The sequence below is a fragment of the Sedimentitalea sp. genome (assembly GCF_039973035.1).
In the GTDB taxonomy this organism is placed as follows: domain Bacteria; phylum Pseudomonadota; class Alphaproteobacteria; order Rhodobacterales; family Rhodobacteraceae; genus Sedimentitalea.
Genome location: NZ_JBDWLR010000074.1, coordinates 1 through 17,450, shown reverse-complemented (window position 1 = coordinate 17,450; position 17,450 = coordinate 1). Strand labels below are relative to the sequence as shown.

Genomic DNA, 17,450 nt, shown 5'->3' with positions numbered 1-17,450 from the left:
TGAACTATGCCCCGCCCGGCAGGGTTATGCGAAGCATGATCCCGAGAGGGGACTGAAACGGACGGACGAATTCCGGCAAGATGCGGTGCGTATCGCGCTGACAAGTGGGCTTACGCGCAAGCAGGTGGCTAACGATCTGGGGGTCGGGGTAAGGTGACTACCGTTGGAGCCGTGCAGGTATCGCTGACTTGCCGGTTGCACATGTCGGAACGGAGCGTTGGGGGTTGAACTGCCCGTCGATCTGGCATCGCTCCGTCTTTGTCGAATGGCGTGACTATGAGGGGTACTACGGTTTTGAACAGGTCAACTATTGAGAGCCTGGGATTAAAATCTCAAAGCCTTGTCAGCCCTCATCCTTGGCCAGAAGCTCAACAGGCAATGCGTGTGTTGAAACCCCGCCTTCTTGAAGCGGTACATTGGCATGTGTGCACCCCATGCTGGCAAGGAAGGAGATCAGACCGTTCGCCGTCTTAAACTCGCGAATTCTGATTTCATCATGTTTGTCTGACATCGACCGTGCTGGGACCAAAAGCTTCATAAATGTTCTGTCCTCATCGATGATCCGGATTACCCACTTGCCGTACCATACCGCGCTCTTGTTGTAGGCAGCAGACTGACAAAGAACTTCTGCGAGGTAGCCACTCTGCATCAGTATGCGAAATCGCGTCTCAGTAACCACATTTGGCGCTTCGTTGTCTTGGATGCTGCTCACACCAAACCTCTTCCCGTTCTACTCTAGACAGTGGTTCTCTAAGTGGCCCATCGTCTGGTCGTAGCTATAATATTGCCACTGAGCAGGTAGTATAACGCCCAATGTTGCTGTTTCTCAGACAGCATTAACCACCAAGTTGTCAGATTTCCAAGTGAAACCAGAGCATCTATGTTTGGATTCTGATGATCGTGGTTGCCCAAATTCCACATTTCTTGATCGAAGGAAGCGAGTCTCGGTCGTCGCTGGTGTTGGCTGATTGCGAGGATAATTGCCTGTTATCGTAACTACGCTGATCTTTTGTTGGTGCAGCTTCAATTAGGCAGGACGGCCATTGTGCCGCTGGCTACGGTGTTCTTTCAAAGTGCAGCGAAGGTTTGAATTTTTCAGATCAGCAATGTGGTAATGACAAGTTTTCAAAAGGAGGCGTGACACATGAGAGTTTGTGGATGTGAAATATCGGCGAGTGAAGTTCGGCTTGCCGTTGCCTACCATGATGATGAAGGTGGTGTGGAAATGCTGCGCCTGAAGACGACACGGGTAGTGCTGGAGGATGACACGTCCGAGGCCGATCTACGATCAGTATTGGCAGATCTTCAACAGTTTTCCCGAGATCACGAGATTGATGTATTCGTGATTAAAACTCGTGCCAAGAAAGGCCGTATGGCAGGCGGGGCGGTTTCCTTCAAAATTGAAACCTTGATCCAACTCGTCGAAGGAAGCAAAACCAAGTTCGTTAGTCCGGTCGCACTCTCTCACTTTGCTAAGAAAGACCTTGATGAATATCCCGAGAAGCTGCCCGTTTATTTGAAGAACGCATTTCTTTCCGGAGCTTATGCTCTGACGAAGCCGGGATTTTTAGCATAGCCGAGATACTGAGATCTAGCCATGCCAATCCTATGTAGACGCAAACTGTACGAACACCGGTATCGGTTTTTGGACATTCGCTGCGCTCTGCCTGAACTGACACAACGCGGACTTTGCCGCCATTCGATTTCTTACCTTCGCTGACGCAGCATTGCCTTGCATTTGCAGCAAGGTTCTGGTTCCGATGCGGCTCACGTGGTGGAAGCGGTCATTCTTACCCAATGGTAACACTTGCACCTGAACCGTCCTTTCATTGCGGCGCAAACCAACGCACAACTTGAAAGTGCAGCTTTTGCCCAAACCGAAATTCCTCAATTTGTAAAATTGACGACGTTTCAATAGGGTCCGATAGCAGACAAGTAGCTCTTTTTCATTGTTTTGGTTCTATAGTAGAGGCCTAAACCATTGATATGCTTGGTTCCAAACCGGAAATGATCTCTGCAAGAGTCGAGATCGCAATTAGGGGCGCATCACGTAAGGACGGGACGAGACCGATTGGGCCCTTGAGCCTCGCCAATTGTTCTTGACTGACTGCCATCTCTTTCAGGTGTTCGATACGCATGTCATGGGTCCGGCCGCTGCCTAGGCACCCAATAAATTGGGCCCGTGTTTGCAAAGCTGCATGCAGTAATCCGGGTTCCCAATCGTGGTCATGAAAAAGCGTCAAAAAAGCTGAATGTCGATCAATGATGTCCAGATTTATATCTTGCTGGGAAGACATCAAGTGTATTGGAGCCGCGTCACAAATCGGGCCTACGGCGCTCAAGTCATCCTCATCCTGGGACAAACAGAAAATTCCAAAACCAACGGATCGTCCGACTTGCGCCATTGCTCTGAATATCGCCCCGCGTCCAGCAATAACCAACCGGTATTGAGGGCGATAAGTGAATTCTATTGGTAGCTCAGGGTCATGATCCGGGAGTGTAAATTTTAAACTACCAGACTCTCGCTTACGAAAATTCTCATGTAGCTTTGACAATGCTGCGCGATCTGGAGCGGGGTCGATCAAAACAGAGAGCGATCCACCGCACGGCAACTTCAGATCGACAAATTGCGACCCATCGCCGTAACGGATCAGTATTTTTTCGCCCGTGCGCAAAGCCTCAACTGCGTGCAGCTGAATATCTTTGTCGATGCATCCGTTCGACAAGTAACCCGTCATCTCACCATCTTGATCTAAAACAGCAAGAGACCCGACCTCTCGGGCCGCGCCTCCCGCAATTGCAACAGATGTGATCAACGCAAACCGCTTGCCGGACGCTATCATCTTGGCCGCATGAGCCACGATGTCGCTCGGATGTTCAGCAAGCGATATTGAATCAGACAACGGTTTCTTCATCCATCACATCTGCAAAGGACTTAAAAAACTTGGCTGCCAGTTTTTTTGCTGTGCTTTGGATCAGACGGCTGCCAAGCTGTGCAAGTTTGCCTCCAATATCCGCCTTTGCTTCGTATTTTAGGATTGTTTGGTCCCCATCAGCGGTTAGCGTCACGTCAGCACCGCCTTTTGCATGGCCTGCAGCACCGCCATTGCCTTGCCCGGTCAAGGAAAATGCGTCGGGTGCGCCTGCGGTATCAAGCTGCACGTCACCAGTAAAACGCGCTTTGACGGGACCGACCTTTAAGACAACTTTCGCTTCCAGTTCGGTGTCGGAATGCTTGATCAATTCTTCACAGCCGGGAATGCACTGCTGCAAAATTTCAGGGTCATTCAGGGCCGCGTATACCTTGTCTTTGGGTGCGTTGATGATGATTTCGTCGGAGAGTTCCATTTGGGTGTCCTTTTCTAACAACAGGGGAATCTGATTTGGTCGGCTTGCTCCGGTGTAAGAGCGAGCTTTTTTCGGATGCGGCGTATTTTTCTAATGAGCGCTTTCATCTGGCTAGGTTTCTTTCTTTGCAAAAAAGCGCATATGCGTCCGGGGTATCGATATCCGTGTAAAATCCGGCTGCTTGCAGGGTATGACGTTGCACAAGATCGGGGTTATCGCGGGTAAAGCGCATACATCCCGGTTTGTTTGGGTCAGCGGTGAGGTGTGGGCGCAGATCGCGCGGCACAACGATGGGATTCCCGCGCGTATCACCCTGCGCAGGGATAGAAATTTTTCCAGGACCCTCAGATCGGTGCGCATCTAAAAGTGCAACGATATCCGTAGACCTCAGCAACGGTTGATCACCAAGTCCGATCAGGGTCACATCGGCCAGCGGTGTGTTTAGCAATCCAACCCCAACAGAGGTTTGCTGCCCGGTCTCATAGTCAGGATTAAAGACGCAATTAATGTTGGCTATATCCTGCACCTTTGCCGCAACCGTTGCTTGATCATGCCCTGTGACCACCGTGATCGGCCCGTCAATGGCCGCCCGGTATTGCATCACCACATTCCGGATCATCGGCGTTTCACCGATGGGGAGCAGCAGTTTGTTCTGCGCACCCATTCGGCGCGACAGACCTGCTGCAAGGATGATCGCGACAGCTTCAATCATGGGAGGTTTGAACCTGCACACGCCGCACCTGCACAAGATCGGCAAGGATCGACAGCGCGATTTCTTCGGGCGTGATGGCCCCGATATCCAGTCCCGCGGGTGCTTTGACCGCGTCGATGCGGGCTTGCTCAATCCCCTTGGCCGCCAGTTTATTGGCAAGGCTGGCAAACTTGCGCCCGCTGCCAACAAAAGCTGTATGGATCGACGGCACGGCCAGCGCCGCCGCCAACGCGTCAACGTCGCCTTGTCCTTGGGTGGCTATCACGATGACACGCTTCGGCGCGTTGTCCTGAGCCGGGCTTGGTGCTGTTTCGGTCACCGACCAATCAAATTGTGGGGCCAGTGACACCAACGCTTGGGCGACAGGTGACCCCCCTAAGACAACCAATTGAGGCAAGGGCAAACAGGGTTCGATAAAGATGTCGACGCTGCCTTTGGACGGGCATCCGTTGCGGGCAAATTTTGTGCCGTCTATTTCGTCGCCTGCGCTGACGCCTTTTTCGGCCAACAGTTCTTCGGGCGCGACAGAGACCAGTTGGGGTTGCCCACTTGCCAAAACCGAAATCGCAGCTTTCTTGACTGCCCCGCGCGTGCAACCGCCGCCTAACCAACCACGCAAAATCGAACCGTCCGCACTCAGCAATGCTTTGGCACCGGGCTTGGCAGCTGTCGCACCCGCTGTGCGCACGATTGTTGCAAAGGCGAAAGGTTCGTCGCGCTGGCGTAACGTTTGCGCTGCATCTGCAAGGTTTTGAGATAAGATTTCGGCAGGGCTCATAACGATGTGACCTCGCGTTCAAGGCTGGCGAGATCAGCCATTGTATTTGCGGCCTTGAACAGATCGAGGTGCGGCAGTGCTGCGGCCATCCCTGAGGTTACGGGGGCATAGTCTCTCCACCCTTTCAAAGGGTTCAGCCAAATGATTTTGCAGCCCCGCTTTTTCAGATCGCTCAACGCTTGATCCATGACCTCGGGCGCGGCGGTGTCATAGCCATCTGATAAAATCAGCACGACACTGCGCCCATCAACAAACCGTTTGGCATACGTCTTGGCAAAGCGCCCGATAGAGGGTCCAATTTCTGATCCCCCGCCAAAACCATCCGCCATCAGCGACATCCGACCAATGGCGCGCATGGTATCCTTGTCGCGCAATGCCTCGGTGATCCGCACAAGGCGCGTGTGAAACAGGTAGGCGTCCGCCGTAGGATCGTTGCGCATGAGACCGGATAGAAACGCAAGGAACACCTGCGCATAGACGGTCATCGACCCGGAAACATCGCACAGCGCCACAATCTTGCGGGGGCGGTCGGGGCGGTTTTTTCGTAAAAGCTGCAGTGGTTCGCCCCCTGTGGCAAGGCTGGCGCGGATGGTTTTCCGGAAATGAAGCCGATCCCCTTTGCGCGCAGCGATCCGGCGCCGAGATCGTCTGTCGCGCAACGCCGCACCAAGCCGTCGGGCGACAATTTCGGCCTCTGCGATGTCTTCGGGGCGCACCAGATCACGTAGGTCTTTGCGCATCAGGTTGCTGATTTGGGTCGCGATCAAACGCCCCTCGCCATCGCTTTCCGCTTCGCCCTGTCCCCCATCTGGCGCATTCGCTGATCCGGCCCCACCTGCGTCTTCACCTTTTGCTTCGCGCGACGAATGAACGTCGTCTTGGTTTGGGTTGGGCGGCGTTTGCACAATTTTTTGTTTCACCCGCCCCATGTCCATCCAATAGCTGTCGAACAGCCTATCAAACTGCTCAACCTCCTCTTTGCACCCAGTACAGATGGCGCGCAGAGCTTGACGGGATTGTTCGGGCCATGCCGCATCGACCTCTGCCAGCGCCGCCAGCGCGAGATCGGCTTCCGAAACCCCAAGCCGCATGCCGTTCTCACGCAAATGCGCCATGAACCCCGCGACGCGCGCCGCAGGGCCGGGATCACGCGCGGCAAATTTGGTTACGCGTGTCATGCAGCGCGCCCTGCAATACGGCCTGCGACCTCAACGGTGACGTTGGCGCGGTCGCTTTGCGTTTTAAGCAATGTGCTGAGCGTATGTTGCAAAGCGGCTGGGTCGTTTGTCAGATCAGCAATACCAAGGCCCATAAGTGCCGCCGCAAAATCGAGCGTTTCTGCGATACCCGGCACTTTCTCAAGGTCTTCTTCGCGTAGTTTTTGAACAAAACCCACGATCTGCGCACCAAGATGCGCCTCAATCTCGGGGCAGCGGGCCTTTAGGATTGCAAGTTCCGTGTGGCGGTCAGGATATTCAACGTAGGAATACAAACAACGGCGGCGCAATGCATCGGACAGGTCGCGGGTGCCGTTGGAGGTGAGGATAACGATAGGGCGGGTCGTCGCTTCGACTGTGCCAAGCTCCGGAATTGTGATCTGAAACTCAGAGAGAATTTCGAGTAGGTATGCTTCAAATTCTTCGTCGGCGCGGTCAATCTCATCGATCAGCAGCACTGGGGCCACGTCTTGGGTGATCGCGGCGAGCAAGGGTCGCTCCAGCAAAAAATCCCGCGAGAAGATACGCGCCTCAACCGCCGCACCTGTTTCACCATTTTCTGCGGCAGCACGAATGGTCAAAAGCTGGCGTTGGTAATTCCATTCATAAATCGCTTGGGCGGCATCCAAGCCTTCGTAACACTGTAGACGGATCAGTTTTGTGTCGCGCAGTTCGGCAAGGCTGCTGGCGATTTGGGTCTTGCCAACGCCAGCTGCTCCTTCAAGCATCAATGGGCGCCCCAAGATGAGCGACAGATGCAAAGCCACCGACAGATCGTCGGATGCAACATATCCATCCGCGGCCAGCGCGGTTTGTAGAGTAGTCCAAGTCATTGGTGTTTTCCCATCTGTCAGGCACCCTTGTTAAAGGGTGCCCGCAGTTTCGTTTTAGTCGTGCAGACCGAGTTTCTGTGCGGTCTGCCAAATGCGCCAATGGTCGTGCGGCATGTTGGTATGCGTGTTACCAAAGGGCCGGAACGCATCCTGCACAGCATTTGAGAAACACGGCACGCCACCCACATGCGGGCTTTCACCGACACCCTTCGCACCGATGGGATGGTGTGGGGAAGGCGTAACGGTAAAGTCGGTCTCGTAGTTGGGAACCTCCCATGCCGTTGGCAGGAAGAAGTCCATCAGCGTACCGGTTTTACAGTTGCCCATGTCGTCGTAGGCAATCTCTTGACCCAAGGCAACGGCAAGCGCTTCGGTCAGACCGCCATGCACTTGGCCTTCGATGATCATCGGATTGATCCGAGTGCCGCAATCATCCAGCGCATAGAAGCGGCGGATTTCCGGAACACCTGTGTCGACGTCAATATCCATGACACAAACATAAGCACCAAACGGGTAGGTCATGTTGGGCGGATCATAATAGCTGACCGCTTCCAGACCCGGCTCAAGCCCTGGGATCGCCTGATTGTAGGACGCGAAGGCGATTTCCTTCATTGTCTTGAACTTCTCAGGTGCGCCTTTCACCACAAAACGATCCACGTCGAATTCCACGTCGTTGTCGTGAACCTCAAGCAGATAAGCCGCAATCATCTGTGCCTTGGCGCGGATTTTACGTCCGACCATCGCTGCAGCAGCACCCGCAACCGGTGTAGACCGGGACCCATAAGTACCAAGACCGTACGGTGCCGTGTCTGTGTCGCCTTCCTCAATCGTGATGCTATCGGCCGACAGGCCAATTTCAGTGGCAAGGATTTGCGCAAACGTTGTCGCGTGTCCCTGACCTTGGGAAATTGTGCCAAGCCGCGCAATCGCAGACCCTGTAGGGTGGATGCGGATTTCACAGCTGTCGAACATACCCATCCCAAGGATGTCGCAGTTTTTCACAGGACCCGCGCCGACGATTTCGGTAAAGAACGACAGTCCGATACCCATCAGTTTACGGGTTTTGCCTGCCTTGAAGTCTTCGACCCGTTGCGCCTGTTCGGCACGTAACCCGTCATAATCGACGGTTTTCAGCGCCTTGTCCCATGCGGTATGGTAGTCGCCGCTGTCATATTCCCAGCCAAGGGCGGCCTTGTAAGGGAATTGTTCTTTCTTGATAAAATTGATCCTGCGCAGCTCTGCCGCGTCCATGTTCAGCTTGATCGCAAGCACTTCGATCATGCGTTCGATGAAGTAGACAGCCTCGGTCACACGGAACGAGCAACGATACGAAACGCCGCCCGGAGCCTTGTTGGTGTAGACACCATCAACTTCGAGGTGGGCAGTTGGGATGTCGTAGGACCCGGTGCAGATGTTCATGAAACCAGCTGGGAATTTTGTCGGGTCGGCACAAGCGTCAAAGCCACCGTGGTCGGCTGTCACATGGCATTGCAGGCCCGTGATTTTGCCCTCAGGCGTCGCCGCAATTTTTCCGGTCATCCAATAGTCACGCGCAAATGCGGTGGTCATCAGATTGTCCATGCGGTCTTCGATCCACTTGACAGGTTTGCCCGTCACGATGGAGGCCACGACCGAGCAAACATAGCCAGGATACGCGCCAACCTTGTTGCCAAATCCGCCGCCGATGTCCGGCGAGATCACGCGGATGTTGTGCTCTTCAATTCCAGAGATCAGCGACACAATGGTGCGGATCGCGTGTGGCGCTTGGAACGTGCCCCACAGCGTCAGTTTACCGTTGACCTTATCCATGGACGCGACGCACCCGCATGTTTCCAACGGGCACGGGTGCGTGCGGTGATAGTACATGGATTCTTCGGCCACGACTTCGGCGTTGTCGATCACCTCTTGTGTCGGGGCTTTGTCGCCTGCTTCCCAGGTAAAGATGTGATTGTGGTGCTTACGCGGTCCATGCGCACCATCCGGGATGGAACCGTCTTCGGCCACCAAGTCCTCACGCAGAACCACATCAGATTGCAGGGATTTGAATGGGTCCACGATGACAGGCAGTTCTTCGTACTCCACCTCGACCAATTCGATTCCGTCGGCGGCGGCATAGCGGTCTTCAGCCACGACGTAGGCGACCTCTTGACCTTGAAACAGCACCTTGCCGTCTGCCAGCACCATCTGTTTGTCGCCAGCAAGGGTTGGCATCCAATGCAAACCAAGCGGTTCAAGATCAGCAGCGGTCAAAACAGCCATAACGCCCGGTACAGCCAACGCGGCCTCGGTGTTGATGCTTTTGATCCGTGCGTGGGCGTAGGGAGAGCGGACGAAGTCACCAAAAAGCATACCGTCCAGTTTTACGTCATCAACGTAGTTGCCTTTGCCTTGTGTGAAGCGTGCGTCTTCTACCCGCTTGCGCGAACAGCCCATGCCTTTAAGGTTATCAACGCGTTTCTCGCGGCTAATTTCGTCCTTCATTCTGCTGCCTCCTTGGCTGCATTCATCTCAGTGGCCGCAGCCTGAATGGATTTCACAATGTTCTGGTAACCCGTGCAGCGGCAGATGTTCCCTGCCATACCAAACCGGATTTCTTCTTCGGTTGGGGTCGGGTTTTCTTCCAGCAGCTTCTTGGCGCGCGTGATCATTCCCGGTGTGCAATAACCGCACTGAAGCCCGTGGTGTTCTTTGAACGCCTCTTGCAGCGGGTGCAGATCATCGGGGCCGCCGATGCCTTCGATGGTTGTAATCTCGGCACCTTCGGCCTGAACAGCGAACATTGTGCAGGATTTCACTGATTTGCCGTCAATCGTCACTGTGCAAGCACCGCAGTGAGATGTCTCGCAACCGATATGGGGCCCTGTGATGTTTAACCGCTCACGCAGTGTGTAGATCAGCAATTCGCGTGGCTCAGCGAGGAATTCCTCGGTCTTGCCATTCACGTGAAGTGTGACGTGTTTTTTGTTAGACATGTAATTTTTCCCTTTTGCCCTACCGCTTCGCTACTTGAGGGCGTGTCCCTTAAGCACGCGACCAAGCGCGTTCGATGGCGCGCCGCAAAATGACGCCAGCAACATGGTTTTTGAAGGCGACTGGGCCACGATTGTCCTCGGATGGGTCAATGTCACCCAGCATTGCGGCCATGGCTGCCTTAAGCGCAGCATCATCGACGGTTGTACCTACCAGGGCAGCGCCAGCAGCTTCGGAATAAACCGGCGTATCGCTGAGGTTGGTCATTGCGATAGATACAGCGGTGCAAGTGCCATCACCCTTGGTGATCTGAACAGCGGCAGCGGCCGTAGCGTAGTCGCCAATCTTGCGCTTTTGCTTTTCATAGGCGTGACCGCCCTTTGGCATTGGGATGGTGACGCCCGTCAATACTTCGTCGTCTTCGCGCGCGGTCATATAGGCCGCTTCATAAAACTCACGTGCAGGCACATCGCGTTCACCATTGATACCAACCAAATGGAACACAGCGTCAAGACATTGCATGAGACCCGGCATGTCATTGCCCGGATCTCCGTTGGCGACGTTGCCACCGATGGTGCCCATATAGCGCACCTGCGGATCAGCGATTTGCAAAGCTGCCTCGCGAAGGATCGGTGCGGCGGTAGTCAATGCCGCGTCGTCGATGACGTCGGCCTGTGTGACCAGCGCGCCGATGCGGATGCTGTCACGTCCGACTTCAATGCCGGACATGCCGCCGACGTCTTGCAGGTCGATCAAGTGAGGTACCTCTGCCATGCGCAATTTCATCATCGGGATCAGGCTGTGCCCCCCCGCCATGACGCGCGCATCGTCACCGTGTTCATCTAAAATGGCGAGAACTCCGGCCATATCTTGTGGTCTATAGTATTCAAATGCCGCTGGTATCATCGGCTGCCCTCCCTCAGAACAAATGGTCTAGCTGTCGGGAGGACTGCATACAAACGTATGCTAGGGCATCAGAAAAGGTATGAAAAACAGGGTAATGACACGAAATGCGCCTCAGCTTGCACGAACTGCGCCACTTGACACCAACAGCGCATCCTGGATTTCCTTAAGCTTTGAGCGGCTGACAGGAACCGACGGCACATCATCAATGTCAAAGATGCAACGACCTTTGTCTTTGTCCCGCTCAAACCGTGCGACTGCCTTCGGATTCACCAAGTAGCTGCGATGCGTCTGAAGGAAACCCTCGGGCAGCAACCTTTTCGTGGCCTCGGTGATTGGCCAAACACAAAACAACTGATCATCACGTGTGTAGATTTGCGTATAACGCCCGTCCGCCCGCAACAGCATCACTTCACTGGGTGAGACGAAAACCGTACCCCCATCGCGTTCACACGGAATTTTCAAGCCTGTCAGGGATGGTGTTTGAGGAGGTTCAACAGAGGGATTGGCCTTTGAAGGCCGTAGCGTGCCCTCAGTGCTCGAAGGAATGAGGTAGGTGATGCCAACCCACAAAAAGGTACCGAAAATTACGAAACTGGAAAGGATAACACCAAGCGCAAGCACTTCGTTGCTCATGCGAGGGCCAAATTCAGCACCCTGCGGATCTGCCACAAAATTTGTACCAGTCATCGCAAGAAAGTGGACTGAACAAACCGCAACACCAAAGCAAATCGTCCCGAGGAAAATGTTCTTATTCGTGCGGTGGTAGTACGTCATCCAAAACGCGATGACACACAGGAGGATAGCAACCCCTGACGAGGTGAGAATTCCAATCGGCGTATAGATTGCGCGGCAAAGCTCTAGCCCTGCCATGCCAATGTAGTGCATGACAAGGATTCCTACACCCACAAGCGCTCCAGCCGCCGCAATCACTGCGGGCGTCCGCTTGGTAAAATGCAGCAATATCAGCGCCGCCCCGACAATCAAAATTGCCGTCAATGCAGACATAAGGGTGATTGCGGCGTCATAGTAGAACAAGACGGGCAGTTGAAGACCGAGCATTGCAACGAAGTGCATCGACCAAATTCCACCACCGAGCGCAACGGAAGCAAGCGCAATTGACAGCGTTTTTTGCGCAACTGTTTTGTCAGACAAGTTCCGTGTCAGAGACAGCCCCGTGAAGCCTGCAACTAGAGCCACAAGACATGACATTACGACTAGAAAATTGTTATGATCTGACTCGAGAAATTCCATAACGGCTAAACTGGACGAAAAGTGGATTGTTGGCAAATGCGTGCTTCACATGCTCGTCGTTCAGCCAGTAGATCGACTTTCTCCCTGTTCATCTAACAATATCCAGAGCGTTTCTATCCAGAGAGGCTATCTATTGCTGACCTTAGGTTTGCCAGCCAGGGATTAATGAGAGGGACGGCTAAGGAGGAACGAAGCCAAAGTCCGCGGCTTGATCCTTGAGCGTGTCGTTTTTCCTGCAGTTTGCATGAATAACCGGTTTTCTTGCTGCTCTGCGACAACAGCTTTCTCGCTCGTGCGGCATTTCTGACGCCGCGAGGGCAAGCAGCGAGAAAATTGAATTCACAGGTTGGGCTCTTTCGACACCTTCGCTGCGGGTTGCTCGAACGGCTGGTTCGGGATTTTTGTAAGGAAATGCATGACATTTGCAACAACTCGGCAGAGCCATGGAACCAAGCTGAATTGGCTGGTGCATATTTCCGGTGCGAAATGTTGGGCTGTTTTTAGGTGCTAGGGCAGGGGTCCTCGATGCGTGCCGCACCGCAAGAACCCTCAACAAGGGCTAATTTTGTTGAAAAACTCTTGTTGATTTGATGCCCGTTGGCTGATTCAATTTCTCTATAGACTGGGGGGATTGGCGATGATGGGACCGAAGCAGGAAGCGCAAGGCGCGTTGTTTTATGAGTTCTCTCTGGAAGACCATGTTCCACAGGATTACCTATTTCGTTCGATTGATCGGTTTGTCGATCTGAGCGACATCCGCCAATATCTGGCTGAGTTTTACAGCCACACGGGCCGCCCTTCGATTGATCCTGAGCTGTTGATCCGGATGCTTTTGGTGGGGTATTGCTTTGGCATCAGATCCGAACGGCGGCTGTGCGAAGAGGTGCACCTGAACCTCGCCTATCACTGGTTCTGCCGCCTTGATCTGTCCGACCCAATCCCAAACCATTCGACCTTCTCAAAGAACCGCCACGGGCGTTTCCGCGAAAGCGCGTTGCTGCGCCATCTCTTCGAGAAGACCGTTGCGCGTTGCATCGCAGACGGGTTGGTGAGCGGTCAACGCTTGGCCGCTGATGCCAGCTTGATCGAAGCTGACGCGAACAAACAAAACTCCACACCGAAGGAAGATTGGGACCACAAAGCCATTGATCCAACAGACGCCCCACGTGCGGTGAAGGAATATCTGGACGTTTTGGACGATGCGGCGTTTGGTGCTGCATCAGAGGTTAAGCCCAAGTTTACGTCCCATTCCGATCCTGCAAGCCAATGGACGGCCGCCCGGAAAGGCCCTGCGTTCTTTAGTTATTCTACCAACTATCTGATCGACACCGACCACAGCGTCATTGTGGATGTCGAAGGCACAAGATCAATCCGGCAGGCCGAAGTTGGTTCGGTGTGCACCATGTTGGACCGGATCAAGGATCTGCATGGTATAGATCCTGAACGGCTTATCGCAGACGCTGCATATGGGTCAGGCCCAATGCTCGGGTGGCTTGTTGGCCGTGACATCAAACCCCATATTCCCGTGCTTGATAAAGCGGTCCGCACGGATGGCACATGGTCCCGCACCGACTTTGAATGGGACGCTGAGAACAACCAGTACATCTGCCCCGAAGGTGAACCCCTCAAGCAATTCCGGCGCAATTATTCTGATCCGCACCGTAAACCCACAGGCAAGGGCGTCGCCAAGTATCAGGCTTTGAAACACACCTGTCAGGCTTGTCCGTCCAAAATGAAATGCTGCCCCAAAGCAGATGCACGCAAGATCACCCGCGAAGAACATGAAGATGCCCGACAGGTTGCCCGTGATATTGCCAAGACCAAGCAGTATGTGATCTCGATGCGGCTGCGAAAGAAAGTCGAAATGCTATTCGCTCAGCCGCGGTGAAAGTCGGGAAAGTCCGCATTGTAGTCATCGGTTCCATCACAATGCTGCGCGACCGATCAATGTCTGCTTCGGGGAAGCCGCACCGCAACGTCGGTCCAGCTCGCGAAAGGCAGCTTAGGGCCGTGAATGACGATGCAACGTTGTCGGATCTCCCTATGATGCCGCGAAGCGGAGAACGGCAGGAATGAGTCCAACTCGACCGATTCTGCAGGTTGCAGGAACGTTCGGTCTAGCTAGTCATGGTAGATTTTGGTCGCGGCCTGTATGTTGTCCATCGGTTGCCAATGCCAACGTCGTTGAGCAGAGGAGCTTTCGTAAATACGGTCTATCTGGACGTTTGTCCAGCCCGACAACACGCAGCCCTTGTCTTCTTGCGAGGCTGCAAATTCCAGAGCCTACGCGACCTGCGCTGCCGGTCACGGCGATTGAGCGCAGGAGGGTCATTTGCGCCCGCCCGCGAGCTCATCCACCAACCAGCTTCGGAAGGCGGCAACCGGTGTGGATCTGCGCCAGTCTTCAGGCTCGACAAACCAATAGGAGATTCCGGTGCGAAAGCGACCCGGGAATGGGGCGACCAATTGGTTCATGGCCAACGCGTCTTGTGCAAGCGTTTCCCAAGCTAGAAAGATACCCTGACCTGCGATTGCTGCGTCCAGGCACAACGCCGCGTCGGAGTATTCTGGGCCAGTCCCGAGACATTCTTCTGTCATCTCGTTTGGCTTCAACCATACATCCCATCCGAACATTGTGTTCGTGTCCCGGACAATCGGAACCTGCCGCAGATCCTCTGGACCATTTATTCTTTGGGCTAGGTGTGGCGCACATACCGGAAAGACCCGTTGAGGGAATAGCTCATCTGCCAAAACGCCGGACCAATCTCCATAGCCGACGCGAATACAGGCATCGGCCTCGCCCATGCGCGGGTCCACAAGATCGACCGATGCGTCGATTCGTACTTTGACCTCTGGATGAGCCTGATTGAAGCGGTCCAACCGCCAAACCAGCCACTTTCCGACAAATATGGGAGGTACGGCAATGGTGATCGCGTCAGGCCTCTTCTCCGTTGCAAGAGCGACACCGTGTGCCAAAGAAAGAAAGCCCTGCGTTAGCTGCTCAGCGACCTGTTGCCCGATTTTGGTCGGCACCATCCCCTTTGGATTCCGCTCAAACAACCGGCAGTCTAGCTGCGCCTCTGCCTTGATAATCTGCTGGCTCACCGCTCCAGACGTAACGCCTAGTTCCTGAGCCGCGTCGCGCAGACTTCCGCAGCGTCCCAGTACCTCGATAGCCCTGAGCCCGTTTAGATGAATTCCGTAGAGCTTTTTCATATAGTTTTTCTACACTTCTATCGACAATTTTTCGATACAAATTTAGCTTACTCTGCGTTCTACTTTAGAAATGCTATACATCAAATCTACCAATTTACTGAAGGTTATTTGGCGTCTCATCAGGGTAATTCAGGTTCACGTCGATCACCACGAAGACCGCTGGAGGCGCGACCCGCTTTCGCATCCCGATATTCGCAAGATGAACAAACGGGAAATCGCCGATCTACCCATTGACCCGTATCTTATCGAAGATCGTTAGGCTTAAACGGCTTCGAAACTGATAGCAGCCATTGATTCTTAGGATGCGAATGGCCGAATGGCAGCTTCCATCAATAGAACGGACAGCCCAAAAATCAAAGCCTTCCAACGGATCTAAGGCGATTCTTAGCATCCGCTTCTTTCTGCGAAGCGCGTGCTGTTTGCAACCCCCTTTTCAACTGCATTGTGTGAAACTTGTAAATTTCTGTCGCGCCTGTGACTTTACCTTTGAAATGCCATAGGCTCCGAACCCATGAACCTGACTGATGATGAATCAAAGCTAGTCTTTTCGATCATGCATGACCTGAGTGGTGAATTTGACCATTTGGAAGTGCGCCAGCGGGTCGGTCAAAAATTGCTGGACCTCCTTAAGGCGGATCATTTTGCCTCTTATGTTTGGGATGATGCCAATCAGGAATTTGTGTCCTGTGTTCAGCTCAACATGACCGACGACAATCTGCGTCGTTACGAAAGTTATTTCCAGTTTCACGATCCTATCACGCCGATCTTGCAAAAGCGGCGTAAAGCGACACCCGTCAGCGAGGTCATGCGACATGACCGTTTAGTCCGTACCGAGTTCTTTAACGATTTTCTTAAACAAGACGGGTTGTGCTATGGGCTGAACTACTTTGCATTTGACCGTGGCGACAATATCGGAGACTTGCGCATCTGGCGCGGTGCCAACCGCGAAGATTTCACACAACGCGATGCTCAGATTGTTGATGCAATCGGTCCCAGTCTGGTGAATGCCCTGATCCGCGCGCGCAGCAATAGCGACAAAGCCCCTTCTTTGCGGTTTTCACAGATTGGAGATGATGTCGGGTTTACCGTGCGCGAGGCCGAAGTTGCCGATTTGCTTGTTACAGGCCAGACCGACGATGAGATTTGCGGGAAATTGGGCTTTTCCAAACCAACTTTGCGCACACATATCGCTTCGATTTTTCGCAAATCCGGCCTCAACAGACGCTCGCAGCTGGCCTTGTTCCTAGCCGAAAAAAATCATCATTTGTGATGATAGCCTAAGGTGTCCAGCCGCTTCTATCCTTGTTTCTAACGAGACAGGGAGGTTTGCGTGCCACAAAATTTATCATCACTAGACGGTGTTTCGACGATTGAAGCTTTCAAGAGCGGGGCGGTTAGCCCGGCGGAATATGCGCAATCAGTGCTCGAACAGGCAGCGCAGAACAGCCACCTAAATGCACTTCAGAGTTTTCGCGCGATTGCATTAGAGCCCGCTGTTTCCAAAGCTCTGAGTGCTAATCCCCAAGGCGCGTTAGCAGGGCTTCCGGTTCTTGCAAAGGACAACATCAATACGAATACATACCCCACCTCGGGTGGAACCAAATCGCTGTTGCATCAGACACCCAAATTCAACGCGGGCGTCGTAAATCGGATCGAAGGTGCGGGGGGCTTCATCGCGGCCAAGGCGGCAATGCACGAACTTGCATTCGGCATCACCTCCAATAATGCGGTCACAGGCCCAGTACGTAATCCAGCTGATCCAGAGATGATCGCGGGCGGCTCATCTGGCGGTACCGCAGCTGCTGTTGCGGCGGGGATATTCCCTATCGGGCTTGGAACCGACACGGGTGGCTCATGTCGTATTCCAGCCGCTTTATGCGGTGTTGCCGGGTTTCGCCCGACAACTGGACGCTATGACAGCGACGGTGTTTTGCCGATCTCCCATACCCGCGATACCGTCGGCACACTTGCGCGATCTGTACGTGACATTGCGTTGATGGATAACGTTCTTAGCAGCGAGCATGGGAGTGCAGAGGTTGTTGATCTCTCTCAGGTTACGCTGGGCGTTCCAAAAGATCGGTTTTTTGATGATCTTGAATCAGCAGTCGCGGCGGCAATCGAAAAACAACTGTCGGTTCTTGGCAAGGCCGGTGCCAAGCTGGTCGATGTCAGTTTTGAAGCCGTTTGGGAGCACAACGATGCCTTTGGTTTCCCAGTTG

At 53.7% G+C, this 17,450-nt stretch carries 16 protein-coding genes and 2 pseudogenes; 6 read left to right on the top strand and 12 right to left on the bottom strand.

The genetic code is table 11. From position 1 onward, the window contains the following. Positions 1 to 52 precede the first annotated feature (52 nt). Both ABJO75_RS17660 and ABJO75_RS17655 read left to right on the top strand, forming a co-directional pair. Positions 53 to 151, top strand: a pseudogene (locus tag ABJO75_RS17660) (transposase); the annotation flags it as partial. 37 nt (positions 152 to 188) lie between these two features. Further along, the gene (locus ABJO75_RS17655) at positions 189 to 314 is read left to right on the top strand and encodes a hypothetical protein (RefSeq protein ID WP_348432526.1); all 126 of its coding nucleotides are present in this window, start codon (positions 189 to 191) and stop codon (positions 312 to 314) included. A gap of 29 nt (positions 315 to 343) precedes the next feature. Here ABJO75_RS17655 and ABJO75_RS17650 read toward each other — a convergent pair whose 3' ends face one another. After that, complete coding sequence (locus ABJO75_RS17650; RefSeq protein ID WP_348432525.1) at positions 344 to 712, bottom strand: hypothetical protein; 369 nt, start codon at positions 710 to 712, stop codon at positions 344 to 346. Between the two features lie 432 nt (positions 713 to 1,144). Between ABJO75_RS17650 and ABJO75_RS17645 the strand changes: the two genes are divergently transcribed. Then, positions 1,145 to 1,576: a DUF3010 family protein gene (locus ABJO75_RS17645; RefSeq protein WP_348432524.1), complete on the top strand. Its 432-nt coding sequence runs from the start codon at positions 1,145 to 1,147 to the stop codon at positions 1,574 to 1,576. Positions 1,577 to 1,973: 397 nt separating this feature from the next. Here the strand turns inward: ABJO75_RS17645 and ABJO75_RS17640 are convergent, their stop codons facing one another. From ABJO75_RS17640 to ABJO75_RS17595, 10 genes are all read right to left on the bottom strand, one after another. Beyond that, positions 1,974 to 2,915: an XdhC family protein gene (locus ABJO75_RS17640; RefSeq protein WP_348432523.1), complete on the bottom strand. Its 942-nt coding sequence runs from the start codon at positions 2,913 to 2,915 to the stop codon at positions 1,974 to 1,976. Next, positions 2,896 to 3,348 (bottom strand): carbon monoxide dehydrogenase subunit G, encoded by a 453-nt coding sequence (locus ABJO75_RS17635; RefSeq protein ID WP_348432522.1) that lies wholly within the window; start codon positions 3,346 to 3,348, stop codon positions 2,896 to 2,898. The genes ABJO75_RS17640 and ABJO75_RS17635 overlap by 20 nt, the downstream gene beginning before the upstream one ends. 103 nt (positions 3,349 to 3,451) lie before the next feature. After that, positions 3,452 to 4,060 (bottom strand): nucleotidyltransferase family protein, encoded by a 609-nt coding sequence (locus ABJO75_RS17630; RefSeq protein WP_348432521.1) that lies wholly within the window; start codon positions 4,058 to 4,060, stop codon positions 3,452 to 3,454. After that, positions 4,053 to 4,838, bottom strand: coding sequence for an XdhC family protein (locus tag ABJO75_RS17625; protein WP_348432520.1), 786 nt, complete (start codon positions 4,836 to 4,838; stop codon positions 4,053 to 4,055). Before ABJO75_RS17625 ends, ABJO75_RS17630 begins: the two co-directional genes overlap by 8 nt. After that, a complete protein-coding gene (locus ABJO75_RS17620) occupies positions 4,835 to 6,016 on the bottom strand; it encodes a VWA domain-containing protein (protein WP_348432519.1) in 1,182 nt (393 codons plus the stop codon). Before ABJO75_RS17620 ends, ABJO75_RS17625 begins: the two co-directional genes overlap by 4 nt. Next, positions 6,013 to 6,888: a MoxR family ATPase gene (locus ABJO75_RS17615; protein ID WP_348432518.1), complete on the bottom strand. Its 876-nt coding sequence runs from the start codon at positions 6,886 to 6,888 to the stop codon at positions 6,013 to 6,015. Before ABJO75_RS17615 ends, ABJO75_RS17620 begins: the two co-directional genes overlap by 4 nt. 54 nt (positions 6,889 to 6,942) lie before the next feature. Continuing rightward, entirely contained in the window at positions 6,943 to 9,369 is a 2,427-nt protein-coding gene (locus ABJO75_RS17610) for an aerobic carbon-monoxide dehydrogenase large subunit (RefSeq protein ID WP_348432517.1), read from the bottom strand. Next, a complete protein-coding gene (locus ABJO75_RS17605; RefSeq protein ID WP_348432516.1) occupies positions 9,366 to 9,860 on the bottom strand; it encodes a (2Fe-2S)-binding protein in 495 nt (164 codons plus the stop codon). The genes ABJO75_RS17610 and ABJO75_RS17605 overlap by 4 nt, the downstream gene beginning before the upstream one ends. Positions 9,861 to 9,909: 49 nt before the next feature. After that, a complete protein-coding gene (locus tag ABJO75_RS17600) occupies positions 9,910 to 10,764 on the bottom strand; it encodes a xanthine dehydrogenase family protein subunit M (RefSeq protein WP_348432515.1) in 855 nt (284 codons plus the stop codon). A gap of 111 nt (positions 10,765 to 10,875) precedes the next feature. Next, on the bottom strand, positions 10,876 to 11,916 hold the full coding sequence (locus ABJO75_RS17595; RefSeq protein ID WP_348432514.1) for an MHYT domain-containing protein: 1,041 nt from the start codon (positions 11,914 to 11,916) through the stop codon (positions 10,876 to 10,878). 736 nt (positions 11,917 to 12,652) lie between these two features. Here ABJO75_RS17595 and ABJO75_RS17590 point away from each other — a divergent pair. Next, positions 12,653 to 14,029, top strand: a pseudogene (locus tag ABJO75_RS17590) (IS1182 family transposase). Between the two features lie 314 nt (positions 14,030 to 14,343). Here ABJO75_RS17590 and ABJO75_RS17585 read toward each other — a convergent pair. Further along, positions 14,344 to 15,231 (bottom strand): LysR substrate-binding domain-containing protein, encoded by an 888-nt coding sequence (locus ABJO75_RS17585; protein ID WP_348432513.1) that lies wholly within the window; start codon positions 15,229 to 15,231, stop codon positions 14,344 to 14,346. Between the two features lie 511 nt (positions 15,232 to 15,742). Here ABJO75_RS17585 and ABJO75_RS17580 point away from each other — a divergent pair. Together ABJO75_RS17580 and ABJO75_RS17575 are read left to right on the top strand one after the other, a co-directional pair. Beyond that, positions 15,743 to 16,501, top strand: a complete 759-nt coding sequence (locus ABJO75_RS17580; protein ID WP_348289567.1) for a helix-turn-helix transcriptional regulator — start codon at positions 15,743 to 15,745, stop codon at positions 16,499 to 16,501. 60 nt (positions 16,502 to 16,561) lie between these two features. Then, positions 16,562 to 17,450: amidase family protein (locus ABJO75_RS17575; RefSeq protein ID WP_348432512.1), on the top strand; the 889-nt coding region annotated here is incomplete at its 3' end.